The following is a 23,936-nucleotide window of genomic DNA, read 5'->3' on the forward strand; positions in this document are numbered from 1 at the left end:
CCCTACGGCACCCCCGACGCGCCACGCATCGCCGTCCGCGGAGAAGCCCACCTCGAAGTCGACCCCGAGATCGCCCGCATCACCGTCACCGTCGGTGCCCGCGGCAAGGACCGGCGCACCGCCCTCGACGACCTCACCCGCCGCAACACAGCCGTTCTCGACCTCGTCAAGACCTACGGCGACGCCGTCGAACGCCTGGAGACCGGCGCCTTCTCCCTCACCCCCGAACTGACCAAGCACGGCCGCGGCGAACGCGTCCGCACCTACCACGGAGCCGTCCGCACCACCGCCGAACTCGCCGACTTCACCGCGCTCGGCGAACTCGTCACCCGCCTCGCCGACCACGACCTCACCAGCGTCGACGGCCCCTGGTGGACCCTGCGCCCCGACTCACCCGCCCACCGCGACGTACGCCAGAAGGCCGTACACGAAGCCGTCCAACGCGCCCGCGAATACGCCGAAGCACTCGGCACCACCCTCGACGCCCTCCTCGAACTCGCCGACATCGGCGCCGAGAACACCCAGCCCGCCTATCCCCGGCCCCCCGCCGCCCGCATGCGCACCATGTCCTACGCCGGCGCCACCGAGGAGACCGCCGCCGCATCCCTCGACCTCGAACCCCAGCGCCAACACCTGCACGCCTCCGTCAACGCACGCTTCACGCTGCGGCCGCCCCGGCTCTGAGACGAAAAGAATGCTCATCGGAGCACACCGCCGCCCATTCAACAGTTGTCAAGAGCCCTTCACGCAAGCGTTGTTGAGTAGACATGCAGCACCAAAACCTCTACCCACCGGTAAGCCCTAGGCTCGAACCATGCGCCGAGCAAAAATCGTCTGCACCCTCGGGCCCGCCACCGACTCGTACGACCAGATCAAAGCCCTGGTCGAAGCCGGAATGGACGTCGCCCGCTTCAACCTCAGCCACGGCGGACACGCCGAACACGAGGAGCGGTACCAGCGCGTACGCAGGGCCTCCGACGAGACCGGACGCAGCGTCGGCCTCCTCGCCGACCTTCAAGGCCCGAAGATCCGCCTCGGCCGGTTCACCGAAGGCCCCGTACTCCTTGAACGCGGCGACACCTTCACCATCACCGTCGAGGACGGCGCCCAAGGAGACCGCCACAGCTGCGGAACCACCTACCAGGGCCTCGCCGAAGACGTCACCACCGGCGAACGCATCCTCGTCGACGACGGCAAGGTCTGCCTCGAAGTCACCTCCGTCGACGGCCCCCGCGTCCACACCACCGTCGTCGAAGGCGGCCTCGTCTCCGACCACAAGGGCCTCAACCTCCCCGGCGTCGCCGTCTCCGTCCCCGCCCTCTCCAAGAAGGACGAGGCCGACCTGCGCTGGGCCCTGCACAACGGCTTCGACGTCATCGCCCTCTCCTTCGTCCGCAGCGGCAAGGACATCCTGGACGTCCACCGCATCATGGACGAGGAAGGCCGCCGCCTCCCCGTCATCGCCAAGGTGGAAAAGCCCCAGGCCGTCGACAACATCGACGACATCGTCGCCGCCTTCGACGGCATCATGGTCGCCCGCGGCGACCTCGGCGTCGAAATGCCCCTGGAACAGGTCCCGATCGTCCAGAAGCGCGCCATCAAACTCGCCAAGCGCAACGCCAAACCGGTCATCGTCGCCACCCAGATGCTCGACTCCATGATCGAGAACTCCCGTCCCACCCGCGCGGAAGCCAGCGACGTCGCCAACGCCGTCATCGACGGCACCGACGCCGTGATGCTCTCCGGCGAGACGAGCGTCGGCAAATACCCCATCGAGACCGTCCGCACCATGGCGAAGATCGTCGAAGCCGCCGAGGAGGACATCCTTGCCAAGGGCCTTTCGCCACTGACCGACAGCAACAAACCCCGCACCCAGGGCGGAGCGGTGGCCCGAGCGGCCGCAGAGATCGGCGACTTCCTCGGCGCGAGGTTCCTGGTCGCCTTCACCCAGTCCGGCGACACCGTCCGCCGCCTCTCCCGCTACCGCTCCCCGATCCCCCTGCTCGCCTTCACTCCCGAGCCGGCCACCCGCTCCCAACTGAACCTGACCTGGGGTGTGGAGACCTTCCTCGGCCCCCGCGTCGACTCCACGGACGCGATGGTCGCCCAGGTCGACGAACTCCTGCTGCGCTACGGCCGCTGCCGCAAGGGCGACATCGTGGTCATCACGGCAGGCTCCCCGCCCGGCGTCTCCGGCTCGACGAACCTGGTGAGGGTCCACCACGTGGGCGAGGACGACAGTCCCAAGTAGACGACGGGGCTCAGTACTTCGGACCCACGTGGGTGTCCATGAGAGCTACGGAGGCTTTGCGGGCTACGGAGATGTTGTAGGCGTTCGCCTTCTTCCAGTCGACACCCACGAGTTCGAGTGACTGCGTGAACAAGTGGACTATGTCGTCGGACAGGTTGGTGAAGAAGTACCGCGGGTATTCATAACGCTTTCGCTCGCCGCCGATCACGCGGCAGGGTTCCGAGGCGTGCGTGGCGGGCCCTGGCATCGAGGGCACTCGTGGTCGGCGCGCCGAGGCTCCAGCCGCGTATGCCACGAGCGGATCGTGGCCCGGGAGATCCCGGTCTCCTTGCTGACGGAGTTCAGACTGCGCCCCTGAGCCACCAGGGCAAGCGTTCGCTCCCGGGTGCCGATGTCGTACATGTGGCCACTTTGCGTTGAGGGCGATGACGCCACGCAGCAAAAAGCGGATGTTCACGAGAACGGGAACATCCGCTTTTGAGTGACAACCTTGGCATCCAAGGAAAAGTGCCCCGAGTCGGATTCGAACCGACGCTGTATGGGTTTTGAATCCATGGCCTCTACCGCTGGGCTACCGGGGCCCCCTTCGAAACGAAGGTCAGCGGTTACCCGCTGTGCCCCTACCTTACCGCAGCTAGGTAGGCTCTTGTCAGCAGTACCCCTGCCCCTGAACGAGGAGCCCCCGTGACCGCCCCCGAGTCGCCCCAGCCCGTTGACGTGCCCGATGGCGAGCAGTCGCATGTGCCTCCGCTGACGACCCGTGTCGTCATCGCCGAGGACGAGGCCCTGATCCGGCTCGATCTCAAAGAGATGCTGGAGGAGGAGGGCTACTCCGTCGTCGGTGAGGCGGGCGACGGCGAGCGGGCCGTCGAACTCGCCCGCGAGCACCAGCCGGACCTGGTCATTCTCGATGTGAAGATGCCCAAGCTGGACGGTATCTCCGCCGCGGAGAAGATCGCCGAGGAGCGCATCGCGCCCGTGCTGATGCTGACCGCGTTCTCGCAGCGCGACCTCGTGGAGCGGGCCCGGGACGCCGGTGCGATGGCGTACCTGGTGAAGCCGTTCAGCAAGAGCGACGTCGTGCCGGCGATCGAGATGGCCGTGTCGCGGTTCGCGGAGCTGAAGGCGCTGGAGGGGGAGATCGCGGACCTCTCCCAGCGGCTGGAGACGCGCAAGCTGGTGGACCGGGCGAAGTCGGTGCTCCAGACCGAGTACGGGCTGAACGAGCCGGCCGCGTTCCGGTGGATCCAGAAGACGTCGATGGACCGGCGGATGTCGATGCAGCAGGTCGCCGAGGCCGTCATCGCGGATGCCGAGGAGAAGAAGGCCGCGAAGGGCTGAGCTCCACCGCCGCAGTGGCTACGACGAGGCCCGCGCTCCCTGGGATCAGGGGGCGCGGGCCTCGTCGTACGGGGAGGACCGGGGCTCAGTCCTCGCCCAGGTACGCCTTGCGGACGGACTCGTCGTGCAGCAGGTCCCGGCCGGTGCCGGAGAGGACGATGCTGCCGACCTCCATGACGTGACCGTGGTCGGCGAGGGAGAGTGCCGCCTGGGCGTTCTGCTCGATGAGCAGGATGGTCATGCCCTGGGACTTCAGCTCGGCGATGGTCGCCATGATCTTCTGCATCATGATCGGCGAGAGGCCCATGGAGGGCTCGTCGAGCATCAGCAGCTTGGGCTGGGACATGAGCGCGCGGCCCATGGCGAGCATCTGCTGCTCGCCGCCGGAGAGGGTGCCCGCGGCCTGCTTGCGACGTTCGCCCAGGATGGGGAAGAGGTCGTAGGCGCGCTGGATGTCCTTCTCGATGCCGGGCTTGTCGCTGCGCAGGAAGGCGCCGAGGCGGAGGTTGTCCTCGATGGTCATGCGCGGGAAGATGTGCCGCCCCTCGGGGGAGTGGGCGAGTCCCAGGGAGACGACCTGGTGGGCGGGGGTCTTCTTGAGCGATTTGCCGTTGAACTTGATCTGGCCGCCGACCGGCTTGAGGAGGCCGGAGAGGGTGCGCAGGGTGGTGGTCTTGCCGGCGCCGTTGGTGCCGATGAGGGTGACGACCTCGCCGGCCTCGACCTTGAACGAGATGCCCTTGACGGCCTCGATCTTGCCGTAGGCGACCCGGAGGTCCTCGACTTCGAGCAGTGCGGTCATCGGTCGTTCTCCTTGCCGGGCGCGGTGTCCGTCGTGGTGTCGGCGGCCGCGGCGGGTGCGTCGGCGGTTTCGGCGTCGTCGGCCTCGGCCTCGGGGGCTTCGGCTTCGGTGTCGTCCGCCGCGACCTCGGAGGTCTCCGCCTCGGAGGTCTCCGCCTCGGGGGTCTCGACCGCGGGGGTCTCCGTCTCGGCCTCGGCCGCTGCGACCTCGGCGGCCTCCTCCGCGCCGGGGGCGCCCTCGAAGGGCTCTCCCAGGTAGGCGGCGACGACGCGCTCGTCGCCCTGCACGGTCGCGCTGTCGCCCTCGACGAGCTTCTCGCCCTGGACGAGGACGGCGACGCGGTCGCAGAGGTTGAAGATGAAGCGCATGTCGTGCTCGATGACGAGGATGGCGATGCCCATGTCGCGGATCGCGAAGACCAGTTCCTCGGTGGCGCGGGTCTCCTGCGGGTTCATGCCGGCGGTGGGCTCGTCGAGCAGGAGCAGGCCCGGGTCGCTGGCGAGGGCGCGGGCGATCTCCAGCTTGCGCTGCTCGCCGTAGGGGAGGTTGCGGGCGAGGTGCTCGGCCTTGTCGGCGAGGCCGACGAACTCCAGGAGTTCCATGGCGCGGGCGCGGGAGGCGGCTTCGGCCTTGTGGAATCCGGGGAGGCGCAGGACGGCCGACCAGAAACCTTCCTTCGTGCGGGTGTGGCGGCCGACCAGCACGTTCTCCAGGACCGTCATGTTGGCGAAGAGACGGATGTTCTGGAAGGTGCGTGCCACGCCGGCGGCGGTGACCTTGAAGGACTTGGGCGGCAGGACCGTGCCCTTGTAGCGGACCTCGCCCTCGGTGGGGATGTAGAGGCCGGTGAGGCAGTTGAAGAAGGTGGTCTTGCCGGCGCCGTTGGGGCCGATGAGGCCGACGATCTCGCCGCTGTTGACGGTGAGGTCGACGTTGCGGACGGCGGTGAGGCCGCCGAAGCGCATGGTGACGCCGCGGGCGTCGAGGACGGTCTCTCCGGTGGCGGGGGCGCCGGGGGTGGTGTCCTGGGTGGTGGTGTCGGTGGTCATGGTGGTCAGGCCCCTGCCTTGGTGAGGACGGTGGGCGCTTCCGCGTCTTCGTGGAACTCGAGCTGGCGGCGTCGGTTGGGGATGAGGCCCTCAGGACGGAAGCGCATCAGCAGGATGAGTGCGATGCCGAAGGCGAAGAGCTGGTAGTCGCCGAGGAACTGGAGCTTGTTGGGGATGAGGAAGAGCAGGGAGGCGCCGATGAGGGGGCCGCCGATGGTGCCCATGCCGCCGAGGACGACCGCGGCGAGCAGGAAGGCGGAGTTGGGCGGGATGGGGCCGGCGAACAGGTACTGCTCGGGGGTCACGGTGTAGGTGACGTGGGCCTGGACGGTGCCGGCGAGGCCGGCGAGCGAGGCGCCGACGGCGAACGCGATGAGCTTGACGCGGAAGCCGTTGATGCCCATGGCGAGGGCGGCGGTCTCGTCCTCGCGGATGGCGACCCAGGCGCGGCCGATGCGGGAGTCGCCGCTGCGCCGGAAGACCAGCACGACGACGGCGGTGATGACCAGCATCAGGAAGAAGTAGTTGGCGAAGCGGCCGATCTCGAAGCCGAGGATGTTGTGGATGGCGCCGAAGTCGAATCCGAGGATGTCGAGGTTCGGGATCGAGGAGATTCCGTTGGAGCCGTTGGTGATGTCGGGGCCGGAGGTGCCGTCGAGGTTGTTGGCGGTGATCCGGAAGATCTCTCCGAAGCCGAGGGTGACGATGGCGAGGTAGTCGCCGCGCAGGCGCAGGGTCGGGGCGCCGATGAGGACGCCGAAGACGAGCGAGGCGGCGGCGCCGACGAGAGCGGCGGCCCAGAACGGGAAGTGCACGTGGAACGGTGAGCTGGGGGAGCCGGAGACCATGGCCGCGGCGTAGGCGCCGACACCGAGGAAGGCGACGTAACCGAGGTCGAGGAGGCCGGCGAGGCCGACGACGATGTTCAGGCCGAGGGCGACGGTGGCGAAGACGAGGATGTAGACGCCGAGGGTCGCGTACTGGTCGTCGGTCTGGGTGAAGGGGAACGCCGCGGCGGCGACGAAGGCGCCGCAGACGGTGATGTTCTGGTGCCGGGCGGTGATCTGGGACGCCTGGGCGATGAGGCCGGACTTGTTGAGGGCGGCGAAGCCGAAGCCGGCGGTGAGGAGGAAGCCGATGAACAGTTCGTCGTACTCGGTGCCGATGCCGTAGGTGAAGACGAAGAGGCCGAGGGCGAGGACGGCGACGATGATCAGGATCTCGACGTAGGAGGGGAGCTTGCCGACCGGGCGGGCGGTGCCGGAGGCGAAGGCGGCCTTGACGGTCGTCCAGCGGTGGGCGGCGCGGTGCTTGAAGTGCTCCCAGGAGGTGTCGTCGGGGTCGATCGGGTCGGCCTCGGGGTGCTCGAAGGGCAGGGCGAGGGCGCCGAGGAGGGCGGCCAGGCTGCCGATTGCGACGAGGTAGCCGCCGGGTTCGAGGTTGACGACGCCGCCGAGGTTCGTGCTGATCGCGATGACCGTGTACCAGGCGGTGGCGAAGGTGGCGAGGGCGGCGAACTTGATGGCGCCGTCGGCGCCGGCGGGGACGAGCCAGCCCAGGCCCTTGACGCCGTAGGAGGCGAGGGCGAAGAGGGTGGTGAGTGCGCCGCCGATGAGGACGAGGACCTGGAGGCCGCCGGGGTAGCCGTAGACGGTGAGGTCGCCGGGGAAGGCGGAGGTCCAGGTCCAGGCGAGGAACGTGGAGATGACGGTGAGGATGCCGCCGCCGGTTGCCAGGGCGCGGCCGATCTGCGGCGGGATGCCGATGAGGCCGGACGGCGCGGTGGCGGGGGTGCTGGCGGCGTCGGGTGCGGTGGTCTGTGTAGTCATCGTTGTCACGCCCTGTCGGCGACGCGCTCGCCGAGCAGGCCCTGGGGCCGGAACAGCAGCACGAGGATGAGGAGTACGAAGGCCCAGACGTCGGCCCAGGCGTTGCTGCCGAACTTGTCCATTCCGGGGATGTCGGCGATGTACGCGGTGGCCAGGGTTTCGGCGACGCCGAGGACGAGGCCGCCGATCATGGCTCCGTAGATGTTGCCGATGCCGCCGAGGACGGCCGCGGTGAACGCCTTCAGGCCGAGCAGGAAGCCCATCTTGAAGTCGATCTGACCGTACTTGAGGCCGTAGGCGACGGCTCCGACGGCGGCGAAGGTGGCGCCGAGGGCGAAGGCGATGACGATGATGCGGTCGGTGTTGACGCCCATCAGCTTCGCGGTGTCGGGGTCCTGGGCGGTGGCCTGCATGCCGCGTCCGGTGCGGGTCTTCATCACGAAGTAGCCGAGGATGGCCATGCTGATGGGGGCGGCGATGAACAGGAAGATGTCACCGGTCTGGATGGTGACGCTGCCGATCTTGAAGGGGCCGCCTTCGATCTGCGGGAAGACGATGGCCGACGTGGCGTTGGGGTACCAGGCCCAGACGGCCTGCTGGAGCGCGAGCGAGAGGCCGATGGCGGTGATGAGCGGGGCGAGGCGTGGTGCGTTGCGGAGGGGGCGGTAGGCGAACCGTTCCGCGCCGACGGCGATGGTGACGGAGACCAGGACGGCGCCGACCAGCATCAGTGGCAGGGCGATCATCATGGATGTGCCGTCAGGCAGTATGTACAGGTAGACCGTGAGAGCGCCGAACGCTCCGGTCATGAAGATCTCGCCGTGGGCGAAGTTGATGAGCTGGACAATGCCATAGACCATTGTGTAGCCGATGGCGACCAGGCCGTACATGGATCCCAGTAGCAGGCCGTTGACCAGCTGCTGCGGCAGTTCGTTCACCGCATGTCCTCCGAGACGGTTCGGATGTTTCGACGGGTGGGGCCGGATGCGAGTGCGCGCGGGGCGCCAGTGGAACAGCGCCCCGCGCGGCTCAGGAGTGCGGGTTGGGTCAGCCGGCGTAGGTGCCGGACTTGACGGCCTTCCACGCGCCGTTCTCGACGGCGTAGACGGTGAGCTGCTTGTTGGTGGCGTCGCCGAACTCGTCGAAGGAGACCTTGCCGGTCACGCCGTCGAAGGAGACGTTCTGGACGGCGGCGGTGACCTTGGCGCGGGCGTCGTCGGGCAGCTTGCCGCCGTTGTCGTCGACGACCTTCTTGACGGCCTCGATGATCGACCAGGCGGAGTCGTAGGAGTAGCCGCCGTAGGCGCCGTACTCCTCCTTGTAGCCGCCCGCCTTGTAGTTGGCGACGAACTCCTTGGCGGAGTCGAGGGTCTCGACCGGGGCGCCGACGGAGGTGGCGAGGTCGCCGGTGGCGGAGGCGCCGCCGAGCTTGATGAAGTCGTCGGCGTAGATGCCGTCGCCGCCGATGAGCGGGATCTTGGCGCCGGCGGCCTTGATCTGCTTGCTGAGCGGGCCGGCCTGCGGGTACTCGCCGCCGTAGTAGACGGCCTCGGCGCCGGAGTTCTTCACCTGGGTGGCGACCGCGGAGAAGTCCTTGGTGTCGGGGTTGATGTGCTGGGTGCCGACGACCTGGCCGCCGAGCTTCTTGAACTCGGTGGTGAAGGTGCCCGCGAGGCCGGCGCCGTAGGTCTTCTTGTCGTCGATGACGAAGACCTTCTTCTTCTTGGCGTCGTTGAAGACGTACTGGGCGGCGAACGGGCCCTGGATGGCGTCCGTGGTCGCGGTACGGAAGTACGACTTGTACGTGCGGGCCTTGCTGGTCGCCCAGTTGGTGCCCTGGGTCAGCGCGGGGTTGGTGTTGGCCGGGGAGACCTCGACCAGCTTGGCGTCGTCGAAGACCTTCTGCATCGACTCGGCGACGGAGGAGTTCAGCGGGCCGACGACGCCGATGACGCTCTTGTCGGCGACGAGCGCGGTGGCGTTCTGCTGACCGGAGGACGGCTGCGCCTGGTCGTCCTTGGCGACGACCTTGAAGGTGACGCCGTCGACGTACTTCTTCTTGTTGGCCGTCTTGGCGGCGAGGTCGACGGAGTTCTTGATGCCGAGGCCCAGCGCGGACAGGTCGCCGGTGAGCGGGGCGTCCACGCCGATGGTGACGACGGTGCCGCCGCTGTCGGAGCTCTTGTCGCCGCTGTCACGCGAACCGCAGGCGGTGAGGGTGAGTGCTCCCGCGGACAGCGCGGCGGTGATGGCGATGAGCGAACGTTGACGCACGTTCTTGTCCTTTCCCTGGGCGGCCCTCCCCCCTGGAAGAGGCCGAGTCGAGCGCTGGCCGGAGTGAGTTTCCAGCCGCGGTGACTGGCCGTGACTCTAAGCGCGCGGAGGGAATGTCGAGGAGGGTCTGACGAAGGCTGTGACGCTCTTGTTATGACACGAGGTAATGCAGAGCGGTGCCGAGCGGGGGGAACAGTGGAATTCAGGCCGATTCGCCCTGTCCGCATAGTGAGAACCTGCAGGATGGCCCTCGAAGTGGCCAGGTGCTTCAGGCGTTTTGGTAATGACGTAAATCGTTGCCGCAGGCTACTTGCAGGGCTTTGGGGGAGCCGCGCGGATAGCGCGGGGCCCGCGCTAAACCTGGAACCTGTATTGCGCGCGCATTACGTAGAGTTACGGCGAGGAAAGATGGATCGGCGTTTCTTGGCGCATTTCCGCATTCCGTGACATGCATGCTGATGGCGATCTTGCGAGCTGAACCGGTTTTTGTCCGGAAAAGTGTCTGTTCGGCTGGCGCTGTTAGGAGTCCTGCGCCGGGCCGGGCCGGCCGGGGCGCGGTGGCCGGCGGCCGGGACTCGACCTGCGGGAGCACCTGTCGGCCGAAGCCGTGCGACGGTGCCCCGGGCGGTGGGGCGTGCGGGTCGGGCCGGGCCTCGCCGCCACCGTCCGGTCGGGGAACGGCGGTGCGGGGAACGTCCTTGCGGGGTACGGGTGTTGACGCTGTACGGGTACGAGTGTTGACGCTGTGTGGGCAGGGGCCCGTGGGGGCGGCCGCTGTCACCGGGCGGACCGGCGGCCGGCGGGGTAGCGCGTGCGGGCCGGTGGCCGACGGGGCTGCGCGTGCGGCCCGGTGGCGGCTCTGACGGCGGCTCAGGCCTGCCCGGGTGGCTCGTAAGGAACCGGCCGTATGTACCTGTGGGGGGAGTTCGGGGAGTTCGTCCTGTGCGCGGGGTGCCCTCTCCGGGCTCGGCGGGACCGGCGCCGCTCACCGCCAGGGGTCCTTGCCCGGTTCGCCGGAGCGGTACCGGTCGGCGCAGGCCCTGCCTGCCTGACGGTCGATCAACTCGACTGCCGCGGTGACACCTTGACGTTTCCTCTCGGCCCGCGCGGCGGCCACGACGGCGCGCAGGATCTCGTACTGGCCGTTGGACAGCCCCATGGACTGATAGTCACCGTAGGTAGGGGTGTCCAGGACCTGGCGGGCCCAGTGGGCGACGAGACGGGTGCACAGCTCCTCGGGCGCGGTGACCGAGGGCGCCGGGGAACCGGACCCCGCGGCGCCACCGGACGTGCCCGATGTTCCGGCTGCGCGGGACGCGGACGGCGGGCCTGATGGGCCGTGTGCGCGGCCGGTGGCGGGGGAGCCGCTGTCGCAGCCGGTGGTCGACATGCCCGTCAGGAGCGCGAGTCCGACGGCGAGAGCGGACGCGGGGGAGAGGGCGGGGCGACGGCTCGGCCGACGGCGCGGCAGGCGTGCTGCCGTGCCGCGGTGGGGCCCTCCCGTTGCCATGCCCCGACGCTAGGGCGCCCGGCGCCCAGGGGGCAACGGCCTCGCGCCGCGGAGGCGACGGCCCCGTGCCGCGGAGGCGACGGCCCCGCGCCGCCGGGCGCACGCCCCCGCGCCGCGAGAGCCGCGCCGCGGGGCCTGCGCTGCGGGACCCGCGCTGCGGGGCCTGCGCTTCGAGACCCGCGCTGCGGGGTCTGTGCTGTGCGGGGTCAGCCCGCCGGCTGCGCGGGGGCCGCGTCGCCCGGGTTCACGTCCCGCAGCAGACAGGTCAGCCGGGCCGTGCACACGCGCCGGCCCTCCTCGTCGCTGATCACGATCTCGTACGTCGCCGTGGAGCGCCCGCGGTGCACCGGTGTGGCGACCCCGGTCACCAGGCCGGAGCGGGCTCCGCGGTGATGCGTGCAGTTGAGGTCGACGCCGACGGCGATCTTGCTGCTGCCGCCGTGCAGCATGGAGCCGACCGAGCCGAGGGTCTCCGCGAGGACGGCCGAGGCGCCGCCGTGCAGCAGACCGTAGGGCTGGGTGTTGCCCTCGACCGGCATGGTGCCGACGACGCGGTCCGCGGACGCCTCCAGGATCTGCACGCCCATCCGGGTGCCGAGGTGACCGGCGGAGAACAGGGCGGGCAGGTCGACACCGAGCGCGGCGTACTCGTCGATGACCTCCTGCGGGAACTTCACTTGCTGCTGCTCGCCCATGGGGCCGGCTCCGTTCGTCGGGATCGGTACGGCGGTCCGTCCGGTGTTCCTCCCGGTGTCCCGTTCGGATCTCCGTACGGCGCTGTCGGCTGAGCAAACGCTCAGTCGGTTGCCGATTGTTCCAGACGCACCACGACGGACTTGCTGGCCGGGGTGTTGCTGGTGTCGGCGGTGGCGTCCAGCGGGACCAGCACGTTCGTCTCCGGGTAGTAGGCGGCCGCGCAGCCGCGCGCGGTCGGATAGAGCACCACCCGGAAGCCGGGCGCCCGGCGCTCCACGCCGTCCTTCCATTCGCTCACCAGGTCGACGTACGAGCCCTCGGCGACGCCCAGCGTGCGCGCGTCCTCGGAGTTGACCAGCACCACCCGGCGGCCGTTGGTGATGCCCCGGTAGCGGTCGTCGAGACCGTAGATCGTGGTGTTGTACTGGTCGTGCGAGCGCAGGGTCTGGAGCAGCAGCCGGCCCTCGGGCAGGGCGGGGAACTCGACCGGCGCGGCGGTGAAGTTCGCCTTGCCGGTGGCCGTCGGGAAGCGGCGCTCGTCGCGCGGCGCGTGCGGCAGGGTGAAGCCCTCGGGGCGGGCGATGCGCGCGTTGAAGTCCTCGAAGCCGGGGATCACGCGCGCGATGCGGTCGCGGACGGTCGCGTAGTCCTTCTCGAAGTCCTCCCACGGGACCTTGCTGTCGGTGCCGAGCACCCGGCGGGCCAGCCGGCACACGATGGCCGGTTCGGACAGCAGGTGGGCGCCGGCGGGCGCCAGCCGGCCGCGGGAGGCGTGCACCATGCCCATGGAGTCCTCGACCGTCACGAACTGCTCGCCGCCGGCCTGGACGTCGCGCTCGGTGCGGCCCAGGGTCGGCAGGATCAGGGCGCGCGCGCCGGTGACGACGTGCGAGCGGTTGAGCTTCGTCGAGACGTGCACGGTCAGCCGGGCGCGCCGCATGGCCGCCTCGGTGACGTCGGTGTCGGGCGACGCGGAGACGAAGTTGCCGCCCATGGCGAAGAAGACCTTCGCCTCGCCGTCGCGCAGTGCGCGGATGGCCTGGACGACGTCGTAGCCGTGCTCGCGCGGCGGGGCGAAGCCGAACTCCTTCTCCAGCGCGTCCAGGAAGGCGGGGGCGGGCCGCTCGAAGATGCCCATGGTGCGGTCGCCCTGCACGTTGGAGTGGCCGCGCACCGGGCAGACGCCCGCGCCGGGGCGGCCGATGTTGCCGCGCAGCAGCAGGAAGTTGACGACCTCGCGGATGGTCGGCACGGAGTGCTTGTGCTGGGTGAGGCCCATGGCCCAGCAGACGATGGTGCGCTTCGAGGCGAGCACCATGCGCAGGGCTTCGTCTATCTCCTCGCGGGTGAGGCCGGTCGCGGTGAGGGTCTCGTCCCAGTCGGCGGCGCGGGCGGCCGCGGCGAACTCCTCGAAGCCGTGGGTGTGCTCGTCGACGAACGCCTGGTCGACGGCGCCCTCGGTCTCCAGGACGAGCCGGTTGAGGAGGCGGAAGAGGGCCTGGTCTCCGCCGATGCGGATCTGGAGGAAGAGGTCGTTGAGGGCGGCGCCCTTGAGCATGCCCTGCGGGGTCTGCGGGTTCTTGAAGCGCTCCAGGCCCGCTTCGGGCAGCGGGTTGACGCTGATGATCCGCGCGCCGTTCGCCTTGGCCTTCTCCAGCGCGGAGAGCATCCGCGGGTGGTTGGTGCCGGGGTTCTGGCCGGCGACGATGATCAGGTCGGCCTGGTAGAGGTCGTCCAGCAGGACGCTGCCCTTGCCGATGCCGATCGTCTCGGTCAGGGCCGAGCCCGACGACTCGTGGCACATGTTCGAGCAGTCGGGCAGGTTGTTGGTGCCCAGTTCGCGGGCGAAGAGCTGGTAGAGGAACGCGGCCTCGTTGCTGGTGCGGCCCGAGGTGTAGAAGAGGGCCTCGTCGGGGGAGCCGAGGGCGGCGATCTCGTCGGCGACGATGTCGAAGGCGCGCTCCCAGGTGACCGGCTCGTAGTGGTCGGCGCCCTCGGGGAGGTACATGGGGTGGGTGAGCCGCCCCTGCTGGCCGAGCCAGTAGCCGCTGCGTGCGCCGAGGTCCTGGACGGAGTGGGCGGCGAAGAACTCGGGGGTGACCCGGCGCAGGGTGGCTTCCTCGGCGACCGCCTTGGCGCCGTTCTCGCAGAATTCCGCCGTGTGCCGGTGCTCCGGCTCGGGCCAGGCGCAGCCGGGACAGTCGAAGCCGTCCTTCTGGTTGACGCGCAGCAGGGTCAGCGCGGTGCGCCTGACGCCCATCTGCTGTTGGGCGATGCGCAGGGAGTGCCCGACGGCCGGCAGCCCGGCGGCCGCGTGCTTCGGCTCGGCGACCTTCGGCGCGTCCTGGACCGGATCGGCCTTCGGCGGCTTCGTTGCCATCGCGAGCTCTCCTTCTTCCGTGTGTGCTGCGTCTCCCGGGTCGTGCCGTCGTCTGCCCTGTGACGGGCCCGGGACCTCGACCTCCTGGATCCTCGCACGCGACACCGACAACGATCGAGGCCGGTCGTACGGGGAAGTGGGAGCAATGGTTGCGCGACCGCGGGTGCGCCTGCCGTGTGCGGCCCGCGCCACCCGTGTCCCGTCCCGCCGCCGCCCGCGGGACGGCCGGGCGCGGGCGTGAGTGGGCTGGGCGGAGCCGACTGTCGGTGTGGCGTGGCAGGATCGGGGACGTGGCAGATTCAGCAGCGAAGACGACCGACGACACCTCCGGCGAGAGCCGCCCGCGCCTGATGCTCATGGACGGGCACTCGCTGGCCTACCGCGCGTTCTTCGCGCTGCCCGCGGAGAATTTCACGACCGCGACGGGCCAGCCGACGAACGCGATCTACGGCTTCGCGTCGATGCTGGCGAACACGCTGCGCGACGAGGCGCCCACGCACTTCGCGGTGGCCTTCGACGTCTCCCGCAAGACCTGGCGCTCCGAGGAGTTCACGGAGTACAAGGCGAACCGCTCCAAGACCCCGGACGAGTTCAAGGGCCAGGTCGAGCTGATCGGCGAGCTGCTCGACTCGATGCACGTCTCCCGGTTCGCGGTCGACGGCTTCGAGGCGGACGACGTCATCGCCACACTCGCCACGCAGGCCGAGGCCGCGGGCTTCGAGGTGCTGATCGTCACCGGTGACCGCGACTCCTTCCAGCTGGTCTCCGAGCACACGACGGTGCTGTACCCGACGAAGGGTGTCTCCGAGCTGACCCGGTTCACCCCGGAGAAGGTTTTCGAGAAGTACGGGCTGACGCCCGCGCAGTACCCCGACTTCGCGGCCCTGCGCGGCGACCCGTCCGACAACCTGCCGGGCATCCCCGGTGTCGGCGAGAAGACGGCCGCGAAGTGGATCAACCAGTTCGGCTCGTTCGCGGAGCTGGTCGAGCGGGTCGACGAGGTCAAGGGCAAGGCCGGGCAGAACCTGCGCGACCACCTGGAAGCGGTCAAGCTCAACCGCCGGCTGACCGAGATGGTGCGTGACGTCGAGCTGCCGAAGACGGTCGCCGACCTGGAGCGCGCGCCGTACGACCGCAAGACCATGGCGATGATCCTGGACACCCTGGAGATCCGTAACCCCTCGCTGCGCGAGCGGCTGCTCGCCGTCGACCCCGGCGCGGAGGAGGCCGAGTCGACCACGGTGGTCACGGAGGGCGTCGAGCTGGACGGCACGGTGCTCGGCACCGGCGAGCTGACCGGCTGGCTGGCCGGGCACGCCGGTGAGGTCCTCGGTGTCGCCATGGTCGACACCTGGGCGCTGGGCAGCGGCTCGGTCTCCGAGGTCGCGCTCGCCGCGGGCGGCGGTACGGCCGCCTGGTTCGACCCGTCCGAGCTGGACGAGGCCGACGACAACGCCTTCGCGGCCTGGCTGGCCGACGCGGACGCGCCGAAGGTCCTGCACAACGCCAAGCGCGCCATGCGGGTCCTCGCCGAGCACGGCTGGAGCGTCGCCGGGGTGCGCATGGACACCGCGCTGGCCGCCTATCTCGTCAAGCCCGGCCGGCGCTCCTTCGACCTGGACGCGCTGTCCCTGGAGTACCTGGGGCGGGAGCTGGCCCCGGCCGCCGCGGCCGACGGGCAGCTGGCCTTCGGGGCGGACGACGGAGCCGAGGCCGAGGCACTGATGGTGCAGGCCCGCGCGATCCTCGACCTGGGGGAGGCGTTCGAGAGCCGGCTGGCGGAGGCCGGTGCCGCGGAGCTGCTGCGGGACATGGAACTGCCCACCTCGGCGCTGCTCGCGCGGATGGAGCGGCACGGCATCGCGGCGGACCGGGCCCATCTGGAGGCCATGGAGCAGATGTTCGCGGGCGCGGTGCAGCAGGCCGTGAAGGAGGCGCACGCCGCGGCCGGACACGAGTTCAACCTGGGCTCGCCCAAGCAGCTCCAGGAGGTCCTCTTCGGCGAGCTCGCCCTGCCCAAGACCAAGAAGACGAAGACCGGCTACACCACGGACGCGGACGCGCTCGCCTGGCTGGCCGGCCAGACCGACAACGAGCTGCCGGTCATCATGCTCCGCCACCGTGAGCAGGCGAAGCTGCGCGTCACCGTCGAGGGCCTGATCAAGACGGTCGCGGGCGACGGCCGTATCCACACCACCTTCAACCAGACGGTGGCGGCGACCGGGCGGCTGTCGTCCACGGACCCCAACCTCCAGAACATCCCGGTCCGCACCGACGAGGGCCGGGCGATCCGGCGCGGCTTCGTCGTCGGCGAGGGCTTCGAGTCGCTGATGACGGCGGACTACAGCCAGATCGAACTGCGGGTGATGGCCCACCTGTCCGAGGACGAGGGCCTGATCGAGGCGTTCACCTCGGGCGAGGACCTGCACACCACGGTCGCCTCGCAGGTCTTCTCCGTCGAGCGCTCCGCCGTCGACGCGGAGATGCGCCGCAAGATCAAGGCGATGTCGTACGGCCTGGCGTACGGCCTGTCGGCGTTCGGTCTCTCCCAGCAGCTGAACATCGAGGCGGGCGAGGCCCGCGCGCTCATGGACACCTACTTCGAGCGTTTCGGCGGCGTACGGGACTATCTGCGCCGGGTCGTGGACGAGGCACGTTCGACGGGCTACACCGAGACCCTCTTCGGCCGCCGCCGTCATCTGCCCGACCTCAACAGCGACAACCGGCAGCGCCGCGAGACGGCGGAGCGCATGGCCCTCAACGCCCCCATCCAGGGCACGGCGGCGGACATCGTAAAGATCGCCATGCTGAACGTGGACCGGGCGCTGCGGGCGGCGGACCTCACCTCCCGGATGCTGCTCCAGGTCCATGACGAAATCGTCCTGGAGATCGCCCCCGGTGAGCGGGCGGCGACCGAGGAGATCGTCCGCCGCGAGATGGCGGGCGCGGTCGAGCTGCGCGCCCCGCTGGACGTGTCGGTGGGTGTGGGGCCGGATTGGGAGTCAGCCGCGCACTGAACGCTCCGCCCGAGCCCGGGTCCGCCCCGCGGTCCCGGTCCGGGCCCGGCGCTTCGTGCTGCGGTCCCGGCCTGGTTCGGCGCTTCGTCCTGCGGTGTCGCCCGGGCCCGGGTTCGGCCGGGCCCCGGGTTGGCCCCGCGGTGCCGCCCTGGCCCGGCGATTCGCCGTCCGGGCCCGGCCTGGCCCGGCGGTTCGCCCTCGCGGTCCTGGCCCGCCTGCCGGTTCGCCCGCGGGCCCTGGGCCCGCGCGCGTGGTGCCCCGTGGTGCCTCGCGTCCCCGTGCGGAGTGCGGGCGGGTCGGCGGGGGGACGTTCTTCCGCAGCAACCCGTCACTCGCGTGGCCCTCGCGAGAACGCCCGTGGGGGCCCGCGACCGTAAGGATGCGGGCATGGGTATACGGATGCTCCACCGCCGGACGGGACCCGACCGGGCCCGTCCCCAGGGACGGTCGTCGGCGCGGTCCGACGGCAAGGGCAGAGCTGTGACCGGCGCCGGGCTCCCGGCCTTCGCGGCCGGGGCGGGGGCCCTCCGCGTCCCCGCCACGACGGCCATGGCCGCACGCCGGTCGGCGGCCGGGCTCCTGCGCCGGCTCACCCGCGGGGGACGGTACGCCGCGGACCCCCGTGAGACACCCGCCTGGCGCCTGTGGGCCGACACCGGCCTGGCCTACCTGTACCTGCTCCTCGCCCGGCTTCCCCGAAAGCCGCGCGCCACCGGGACCGTCACCGTGTTCGTCGCGGCGCCCGTCGGGCTCCGGCGGCCCGAGAGCTAGGAACGGCCCCGACCGACGCCGACACCCTCCACGCCCTCCCTGTGTCCGGCGGCGGCCCCGGGCGCCGGACGCCACACGCGCACGCCGACGGCGTACAGCAGCAGTCCCGGCACGAGTCCCGCGCCCACGCCGAAGCACAGCGTCGGGATCAGCTCCCACGGGCTGAGCGAGGTGTCCCAGGACACCCACCACCGCGACACCCGCTGCACCGCCCCGGCCAGCACGCAGCCGCCGATCACCGAGACCGCCCACCAGCGGTCCCGTACCGAGAGGGCGGGCACGCCCGAGGAGCCACCCGCCGTCCGCACCACCCCGGCGCCCGCCGGACCGCCGGCCGGACGGCCCGCCGTCGGGTCCGCCGGCGTGCGGCGCAGCGCGATCAGCACGAACGCGGCGATCACCACCGCGGCCACGGCCGAGCTGCCGTACTGCGCGAACCAGTACACCGGCCGGCCCGCCACCTCGCGGCCCAGCACCGGGATCAGCCGCGTACCCCAGCGGTCGTGGTGCGTGAACGCGTCCCACACGACATGCGTCAGCGCGCCGAGCGCCGCCGACAGGTACCACCGCGCCGCCGTGCGGGCCCGCACCCGCGCCCGCGGCGCCCCGCAGTGCAGCAGCGCCGCCCACCGTCCCTGCCGGGCCCGCGGCAGCAGCGCCACCAGCGGCTCCCGCAGCAGCGACCACAGGCCCACCAGCGCCCAGGCGACGAGCACGTCGACCGTGAAGACGCCAGGGAAGGAGTGCGTGATGTCGCCGAACTCCATGGCCCCCGGCACGACACTTGCCGCGTAATAGGTCATGTCGGGTGCGAAGGATCCGGCCACGAGGACCGCGGGAACCAGTGGCCCCCGGCCGGAGCCGTCGGTGCGCAAACCGGGCAGCACGGCCGCCGCGTGGCTCAGGGTGAACGGCAACTCGGCCTCCTGTGCAGGGCATTGGTCGAACGGCCGACCTGATGATCATTTGTCGTCCAGTATGCGTGACGCTCGCCTCGGATAACCGGACTTGGCCAACTGGTGAATATCGGGCGCGAACAGGTGCCCGTGCAAAGCAAGTTGTCGTAGGGTCGCCTGGGTCACACACCCGGGAGGGCAACCCCCGGGGCGGCAGGACCGTCACACCAGAGCGGGACAGCAGACGGAAGTCGGTCGGGCGCACTCGGCGTCCATGGGAGGGATTCACTCTATGGCGGCGCAATTCGGCAGGCGTCTTCGCAAGGGGGCCCTCGCCACCACCGTGGCGGCGGCCGCGGTCGCGGCTCTCTCCGCCTCTCAGGCGCCGGGAGTGACGGTCGACACCCAGGGCAGGCAGACGGCCGCCGACGCGCAGGCCACGCCCGAGGCGGCCGCCGACGACGGCGCCGCCACCGGCAACTCGCCCTACTACACCGATCTGCCGCCGCTGAACAGCCCGAACCCCGCGACCCCGACCCCGACGCCGGGCGCGAGCGCCGGTCCCGTCGCGACGGGACCGGTCGAGGCGGGCATACCGGCCACCGTCCTGGACGCCTACAAGAAGGCCGCGGCCGAGCTGGCGGCCTCCAAGGCCGGCTGCAACCTGCCCTGGGAACTCCTCGCCGCCATCGGCAAGGTCGAGTCGGGCCAGGCTCGCGGCGGCAACGTCGACGCGAACGGCACCACCCTCAGCCCCATCCTGGGCCCGAAGCTGGACGGCAACGGCTTCGCGCTCATCCAGGACACCGACAACGGCGCCTACGACGGCGACACCACCGTCGACCGGGCCGTGGGCCCCATGCAGTTCATTCCGTCCACCTGGGCGTGGGCGGGCCGCGACGGCAACGGTGACGGCGTCAAGGACCCCAACAACGTCTACGACGCCGCCCTCGCCGCGGGCCACTACCTGTGCCGCAACGGCTGGGACCTGTCCACCCAGGCCGACCTCAACCGCGCGATCCTCAGCTACAACTACTCGCAGGACTACCTCAACACGGTCCTGTCGTGGCTGGAGTACTACCGCAAGGGCACCCACGAGATCCCGGACGGCACCGGCACCCTGCCCGCCAACCGCAGCGACGGCCGGCACACGTCGGGCCCCACCACCTCCCCGTCCGCGCCGACGACGCCCACGCCGTCCGCGCCGACCCCCCAGAGCCCGAAGCCGTCGACGCCGAGCACCCCGGCCCCGACGCCCACCGACACGGTGGACCACCTGAAGGACGTGGGTACGCAGACGCTCACCGCGACGGCGGGCCAGGCGTTCGACGGGAAGATCAGCGCGCGCGCCGAGACCAAGGCGGGCAAGGGCGTCGGCAAGGTGCGCGTCCGCTTCACCGTCGTCGGCGACACCGACGCCACCTTCACCGGAGGCGAGAGCGTGGCGACCGTCGCCACCGACACCACGGGCGTCGCGGTGGCACCGGTGCTCCAGGCGGGCGAGAAGACCGGCGGCTTCACCGTCCGGGCCGTCGTCGTGGGCCGCACGGTCTCCGCCGTCGACCACGCGGCCACCGTCACCGCCCGCGCCGCCGACACGCTCACCCGCACCAGTGACACCGCGCTGAGCTGCACCGCGGGCGGGGAGTTCGCGGACCAGGTCGAGGTGAAGGCCACCAACGGCGGGGCCGTCGCGGACAAGGTCGCGGCCACCGCCATGCTCGTCGGGTCGGCGGGCGACACGACCGAGAACGACAAGGGCCCCTACTTCAAGGACGCGAACGGCAACGCCGTGCGCACCCTGACGGGCCTGGAGACCGACGCGAACGGCCTGCTGAAGCTGCCCAAGCTGTACGCGGACGACACCGCCGGCACCTACCTGCTGCGCATCACCACCACCGGCGGGGCGACGCTGACCGTCGAACTGACGGTCACGGCGGCCCCGACGCCCGACCCGACCCCCAGTCCCACCGAGTCCGCCTCGGCGACCGCCTCCGCGTCCGCCTCCGCGACTCCCTCGGCCTGACCGGCCCGACCGGTCGGCCTTCCGACCGGTGCGAGACAGGGCGTCCCACCGCTTCGGCGGCGGGGCGCCTTCGTCGTGTGCGCCCGACGTGTTCTCATCTCGCGCGGCCGTTGCTACGGTGCCCGATCTGATGTGGTGTCAGTTCCAGTCCGTCGGGAGGATCCGTATGCGCGCCCTGATCGCCGCCGCGACCGGTCTCGCCCTCGCGTTCGCCCTGGTCCTCACCCTCACCGCGCTGGGCTCACCGGCCGGCCGCACGTCCCCCGAACCGTTGCTGACGACGGTCCCCGCACATCCGTGACCGTCCGCGAACAGCCGCCTGCCGAAAGCCGTCCACCGAACACCGTCCGAGGAAAGCCCGAAGCCGTTCCCACCCGGGAGGGAGGCCGAGATGCGTCGCAAGGCCGGCCTGGTCCTGCTCGCCCTCGCCGTGTTCTTCGCGGCGCTGTCCCCGTTGCTGCGCTGGTACGCCTTCCCGCGCCTGGCCAAGATCCCCGCGAACCAGTACCAGGACATGGTCCTGGAGGCGAAGGACGCCACCCTCCTCGACTACGGCACCATGCAGGCCCGCAAGGTCTCCAAGGTCACCATCGTGCAGACCCTCAAGGGCAACGTGGAGGAGTCGGACCGGATCGAGAAGACCGCCGGCCGGGACGTCGTGGTCTGGGACGGCCTCTCCTACGTCCAGGGCCCCGACGGCAAGATGGTCTCCAAGGTGTCCGAGCGCTACATCTTCGACGCCCACACCCAGGAACCCGTCCACGCCACCGGCGAGGCGGTCGACGGCGATCCGGTGCGACGGCAGGGCATCGAGTTCAAGTGGCCCTTCCTGACGGAGAAACGGGACTACGAGTACTTCGACGCGCAGGCCCGCACCTCGGCGCCCATCCACTACCGGGGCACCCGGACCTTCCGCGGCCTGAAGGTCTACTACTTCGAGCAGACCGTCCCCTGGACCAGGGTCGCGTTTCCCAAGGTCATGCCCGTCGAGGGCGTCACGCCCGAGTCCGTCGCCGGGACCGGCACCACCCGCTGGTACACCACGGTCCGCAGGTTCTGGGTCGAACCCGTCACCGGCGCCCCCGTCTACGGCGAGGAGATCCACCGGGAGGAACTGCGCGGCGGCACCCTGCTCGGCGGCCGCGCGAAGGTCACCGCGTTCGCGGGGCACGTGAAGATGCGCGAGGACTACATCGAGCACACGGTCGCCCTGGTCAAGTCCAACCGCACCCTGGTCCTGCTGCTGACCTCCTACCTGCCCTGGGGCTTCCTGGCCCTGGCCGCGCTGCTGCTGGCCCTCGCCCTCTGGCTGGAGGCGCGCGGCCGCCGCCCCGCCGGTCCGGCACCGGCGCCCGCCGCGGACCCCGAACCGGTCACCGCCTGAGCCGGGCGTTGGTGTGCCGGGTCGGCTCCGCGGTGGCGGGGTCCTCGGGCCACGGATGCTTCGGATAGCGACCGCGCAGCTCGGCCCGTACGCCCTTGTAGCCGACCTTCCAGAAGGAGGCGAGGTCGGCGGTGACGGCGGCGGGCCGGCCCGCGGGGGAGAGCAGGTGCACGAGCAGCGGCACCCCCGCGACGGCCGGCGACCGCTGGAGGCCGAACATCTCCTGCAACTTCACCGCGAGCACGGGCTGCTGCGGATCCCCGTAGTCGATCCGGACGCCGGACCCGCTGGGCACGGTGATCCGCTCGGGGGCCAGTTCGTCGAGGCGGGCGGCGTCCCCGGACGCCCAGGGCAGCAGCCGGCCGAGCGCCTCCCGCGCGTCGATCCGCGCCAGGTCCGCGCGCCGGCGCGCCCGGCCGAGCTCCGGCTCCAGCCAGTCGTCCACGCGCGCGTGCAGCGCCTCGTCGTCGACGGCGGGCCAGGGGTCACCGAGGTGCAGCCGGAGAAAGGCGAGCCGCCGACGCAGCGACTCCGCCTCCTGCGTCCACCGCAGCAGCCCGAACCCTTCCTGCCGCAACCCCTCGACCAGCGCTTTCCGTACGAGGCCGGGGTCCGGGTCGGTCAGCGGGCGCACCGTGAGTTCCACGGCACCCAGCCGCTCCACCCGCCGGGCGACCACGTCGCCGTCGGCCCAGCGCACCTCCTGGCCGCAGGAGAGCAGCGGCGCCGCCGCCAGCCGGGCCACGTCCTCGTCCACCACGGCCGCGAACTGCACCCGCGCGTGCCCCTGGCCGAGCGGCCGGTCCGCGACCGCGACCGCGAGCCAGGACGCCCCGCGCAACCCCGAGCCCTCACGGAGCTCCGCCCGGGTCCCGGAGGCCATCAGCAAGGAGCCGCCGCGCGCCCGGGCGACACGCTCGGGAAAGGCGAGCGCGACGACCAGCCCCACCAGCCGCTCCTCCTCACCCCCCGACACGACACCGCCCACGGAGCCGACGGCACGGGCGGCACCGGTCCTGGCGCCCGCAGCACCGGCAACGGCACCGACGGCACCGGTCGTGGTGCCCGCGGACCCTGCGGCGGCATCCCGGGATCCGGCCGTCGGATTCGGGGACCCGGCGATGGGATCGAGGGATCCAGCCGTGGGATCGAGGGATCCGGTCGTCGGATCCGGGGACCCCGCGGCCGGGTCCAGGGACCTCGCACCCGGATCGGCCGCCCCCGCGGCGGCGGCGCGCAGGCGTCGGGTCTCCGCTCGCCATCGGGCCGCGTACGCGTCACCCCCGCGCCGGGCCGCCCGCAGGGCCGCCGCGAGGTCGTCCCCGTACTCCCGCGGCGGCTCCTCGCCGAGCAGTGCCACCACCTCGGCCGCCCGCTCCGCGCCGATCGACGCCGCCGCGTCCAGCAGCGCCCGCCCCAGCCGGGGATGCAGCCCCAGCCGTGCCATGCGGACCCCGCGCGGAGTGGCCCGGCCGGCCGCGTCGACCGCGCCGATCGCCGTCAGCACGGACCGCGCCGCCGCCATCGCCCCGCCCGGCGGCGGATCCAGCAGCGCCAGCCCGGACGCCTCCGGATCTCCCCAGCAGGCGGCCTGGAGGGCGAACGCGGTCAGGTCGGCCACCTTGATCTCCGGTGCCGGGAAGCGCGGCAGCCGGCTGTCCTCCGCCTCCGACCAGCACCGGTACCTGTCTCTTATACCCATCTGACGCT

General features: G+C 71.1%; 18 protein-coding genes, 1 tRNA gene and 1 pseudogene. 8 read left to right on the plus strand and 12 right to left on the minus strand.

Translation table 11 applies throughout. The features are described 5' to 3' along the window. Together FNH09_RS28965 and pyk are read left to right on the plus strand one after the other, a co-directional pair. Nucleotides 1-684, plus strand: a 684-nt coding sequence (locus FNH09_RS28965; RefSeq protein ID WP_152892867.1) for an SIMPL domain-containing protein, incomplete at its 5' end; no start/stop codon positions are given. A gap of 130 nt (nucleotides 685-814) precedes the next feature. Continuing rightward, nucleotides 815-2,251 (plus strand): pyruvate kinase, encoded by a 1,437-nt coding sequence (pyk, locus tag FNH09_RS28970; protein ID WP_152892868.1) that lies wholly within the window; start codon nucleotides 815-817, stop codon nucleotides 2,249-2,251. A gap of 10 nt (nucleotides 2,252-2,261) precedes the next feature. Here pyk and FNH09_RS28975 read toward each other — a convergent pair. Both FNH09_RS28975 and FNH09_RS28980 read right to left on the minus strand, forming a co-directional pair. Continuing rightward, a pseudogene (locus FNH09_RS28975) lies at nucleotides 2,262-2,653 on the minus strand (hypothetical protein). 106 nt (nucleotides 2,654-2,759) lie between these two features. Beyond that, nucleotides 2,760-2,832 (minus strand) — tRNA-Leu (locus tag FNH09_RS28980). A 103-nt stretch (nucleotides 2,833-2,935) separates the two neighbouring features. Here FNH09_RS28980 and FNH09_RS28985 point away from each other — a divergent pair. Beyond that, nucleotides 2,936-3,592 (plus strand): response regulator, encoded by a 657-nt coding sequence (locus tag FNH09_RS28985; protein WP_162469257.1) that lies wholly within the window; start codon nucleotides 2,936-2,938, stop codon nucleotides 3,590-3,592. A gap of 85 nt (nucleotides 3,593-3,677) precedes the next feature. Here FNH09_RS28985 and FNH09_RS28990 read toward each other — a convergent pair whose 3' ends face one another. The 8 genes from FNH09_RS28990 to FNH09_RS29025 form a co-directional block, all read right to left on the minus strand. After that, nucleotides 3,678-4,394: an ABC transporter ATP-binding protein gene (locus FNH09_RS28990; RefSeq protein ID WP_152892869.1), complete on the minus strand. Its 717-nt coding sequence runs from the start codon at nucleotides 4,392-4,394 to the stop codon at nucleotides 3,678-3,680. Continuing rightward, nucleotides 4,391-5,443 (minus strand): ABC transporter ATP-binding protein, encoded by a 1,053-nt coding sequence (locus FNH09_RS28995; protein WP_152892870.1) that lies wholly within the window; start codon nucleotides 5,441-5,443, stop codon nucleotides 4,391-4,393. The genes FNH09_RS28990 and FNH09_RS28995 overlap by 4 nt, the downstream gene beginning before the upstream one ends. A gap of 5 nt (nucleotides 5,444-5,448) precedes the next feature. Then, entirely contained in the window at nucleotides 5,449-7,272 is a 1,824-nt protein-coding gene (locus FNH09_RS29000; protein ID WP_152892871.1) for a branched-chain amino acid ABC transporter permease, read from the minus strand. 5 nt (nucleotides 7,273-7,277) lie between these two features. After that, on the minus strand, nucleotides 7,278-8,210 hold the full coding sequence (locus FNH09_RS29005) for a branched-chain amino acid ABC transporter permease (protein ID WP_162469258.1): 933 nt from the start codon (nucleotides 8,208-8,210) through the stop codon (nucleotides 7,278-7,280). Nucleotides 8,211-8,319: 109 nt separating this feature from the next. Further along, nucleotides 8,320-9,546 carry an ABC transporter substrate-binding protein gene (locus FNH09_RS29010; RefSeq protein ID WP_162469259.1) on the minus strand — a complete coding sequence of 409 codons (1,227 nt, stop codon included), beginning with the start codon at nucleotides 9,544-9,546 and terminating at the stop codon, nucleotides 8,320-8,322. 985 nt (nucleotides 9,547-10,531) lie between these two features. Continuing rightward, entirely contained in the window at nucleotides 10,532-11,056 is a 525-nt protein-coding gene (locus tag FNH09_RS29015) for a hypothetical protein (protein ID WP_238427167.1), read from the minus strand. Nucleotides 11,057-11,262: 206 nt separating this feature from the next. Further along, nucleotides 11,263-11,751 carry a hotdog fold thioesterase gene (locus FNH09_RS29020; protein WP_152892874.1) on the minus strand — a complete coding sequence of 163 codons (489 nt, stop codon included), beginning with the start codon at nucleotides 11,749-11,751 and terminating at the stop codon, nucleotides 11,263-11,265. Between the two features lie 101 nt (nucleotides 11,752-11,852). After that, nucleotides 11,853-14,132 (minus strand): FdhF/YdeP family oxidoreductase, encoded by a 2,280-nt coding sequence (locus tag FNH09_RS29025; RefSeq protein ID WP_152892875.1) that lies wholly within the window; start codon nucleotides 14,130-14,132, stop codon nucleotides 11,853-11,855. Nucleotides 14,133-14,422: 290 nt separating this feature from the next. On the opposite strand from FNH09_RS29025, the gene polA reads away from it, so the two are divergent. Both polA and FNH09_RS29035 read left to right on the plus strand, forming a co-directional pair. Continuing rightward, complete coding sequence (polA, locus tag FNH09_RS29030) at nucleotides 14,423-17,149, plus strand: DNA polymerase I (RefSeq protein WP_162469260.1); 2,727 nt, start codon at nucleotides 14,423-14,425, stop codon at nucleotides 17,147-17,149. A 387-nt stretch (nucleotides 17,150-17,536) separates the two neighbouring features. Further along, entirely contained in the window at nucleotides 17,537-17,920 is a 384-nt protein-coding gene (locus FNH09_RS29035) for a hypothetical protein (protein ID WP_152892876.1), read from the plus strand. On the opposite strand, the gene FNH09_RS29040 is transcribed toward FNH09_RS29035, so the two are convergent. Then, a complete protein-coding gene (locus tag FNH09_RS29040; RefSeq protein WP_152892877.1) occupies nucleotides 17,917-18,837 on the minus strand; it encodes a DUF4184 family protein in 921 nt (306 codons plus the stop codon). The two genes, FNH09_RS29035 and FNH09_RS29040, sit on opposite strands and share 4 nt — an antisense overlap. 271 nt (nucleotides 18,838-19,108) lie before the next feature. Here FNH09_RS29040 and FNH09_RS29045 point away from each other — a divergent pair, with 271 nt between their 5' ends. From FNH09_RS29045 to pgfA, 3 genes are all read left to right on the plus strand, one after another. Beyond that, the gene (locus FNH09_RS29045) at nucleotides 19,109-20,842 is read left to right on the plus strand and encodes a lytic transglycosylase domain-containing protein (RefSeq protein WP_152892878.1); all 1,734 of its coding nucleotides are present in this window, start codon (nucleotides 19,109-19,111) and stop codon (nucleotides 20,840-20,842) included. Nucleotides 20,843-21,008: 166 nt separating this feature from the next. Beyond that, nucleotides 21,009-21,143, plus strand: coding sequence for an SPW_0924 family protein (locus FNH09_RS29050; protein WP_152892879.1), 135 nt, complete (start codon nucleotides 21,009-21,011; stop codon nucleotides 21,141-21,143). 90 nt (nucleotides 21,144-21,233) lie between these two features. After that, the gene (pgfA, locus tag FNH09_RS29055; protein WP_152892880.1) at nucleotides 21,234-22,226 is read left to right on the plus strand and encodes a cell envelope lipid trafficking protein PgfA; all 993 of its coding nucleotides are present in this window, start codon (nucleotides 21,234-21,236) and stop codon (nucleotides 22,224-22,226) included. Here pgfA and FNH09_RS29060 read toward each other — a convergent pair. Beyond that, nucleotides 22,216-23,936: ATP-dependent helicase C-terminal domain-containing protein (locus FNH09_RS29060; protein WP_274390279.1), on the minus strand; the 1,721-nt coding region annotated here is incomplete at its 5' end. The two genes, pgfA and FNH09_RS29060, sit on opposite strands and share 11 nt — an antisense overlap.

Origin of the sequence: Streptomyces adustus, from assembly GCF_009377175.1 — a bacterium.
Lineage (GTDB): Bacteria > Actinomycetota > Actinomycetes > Streptomycetales > Streptomycetaceae > Streptomyces > Streptomyces adustus.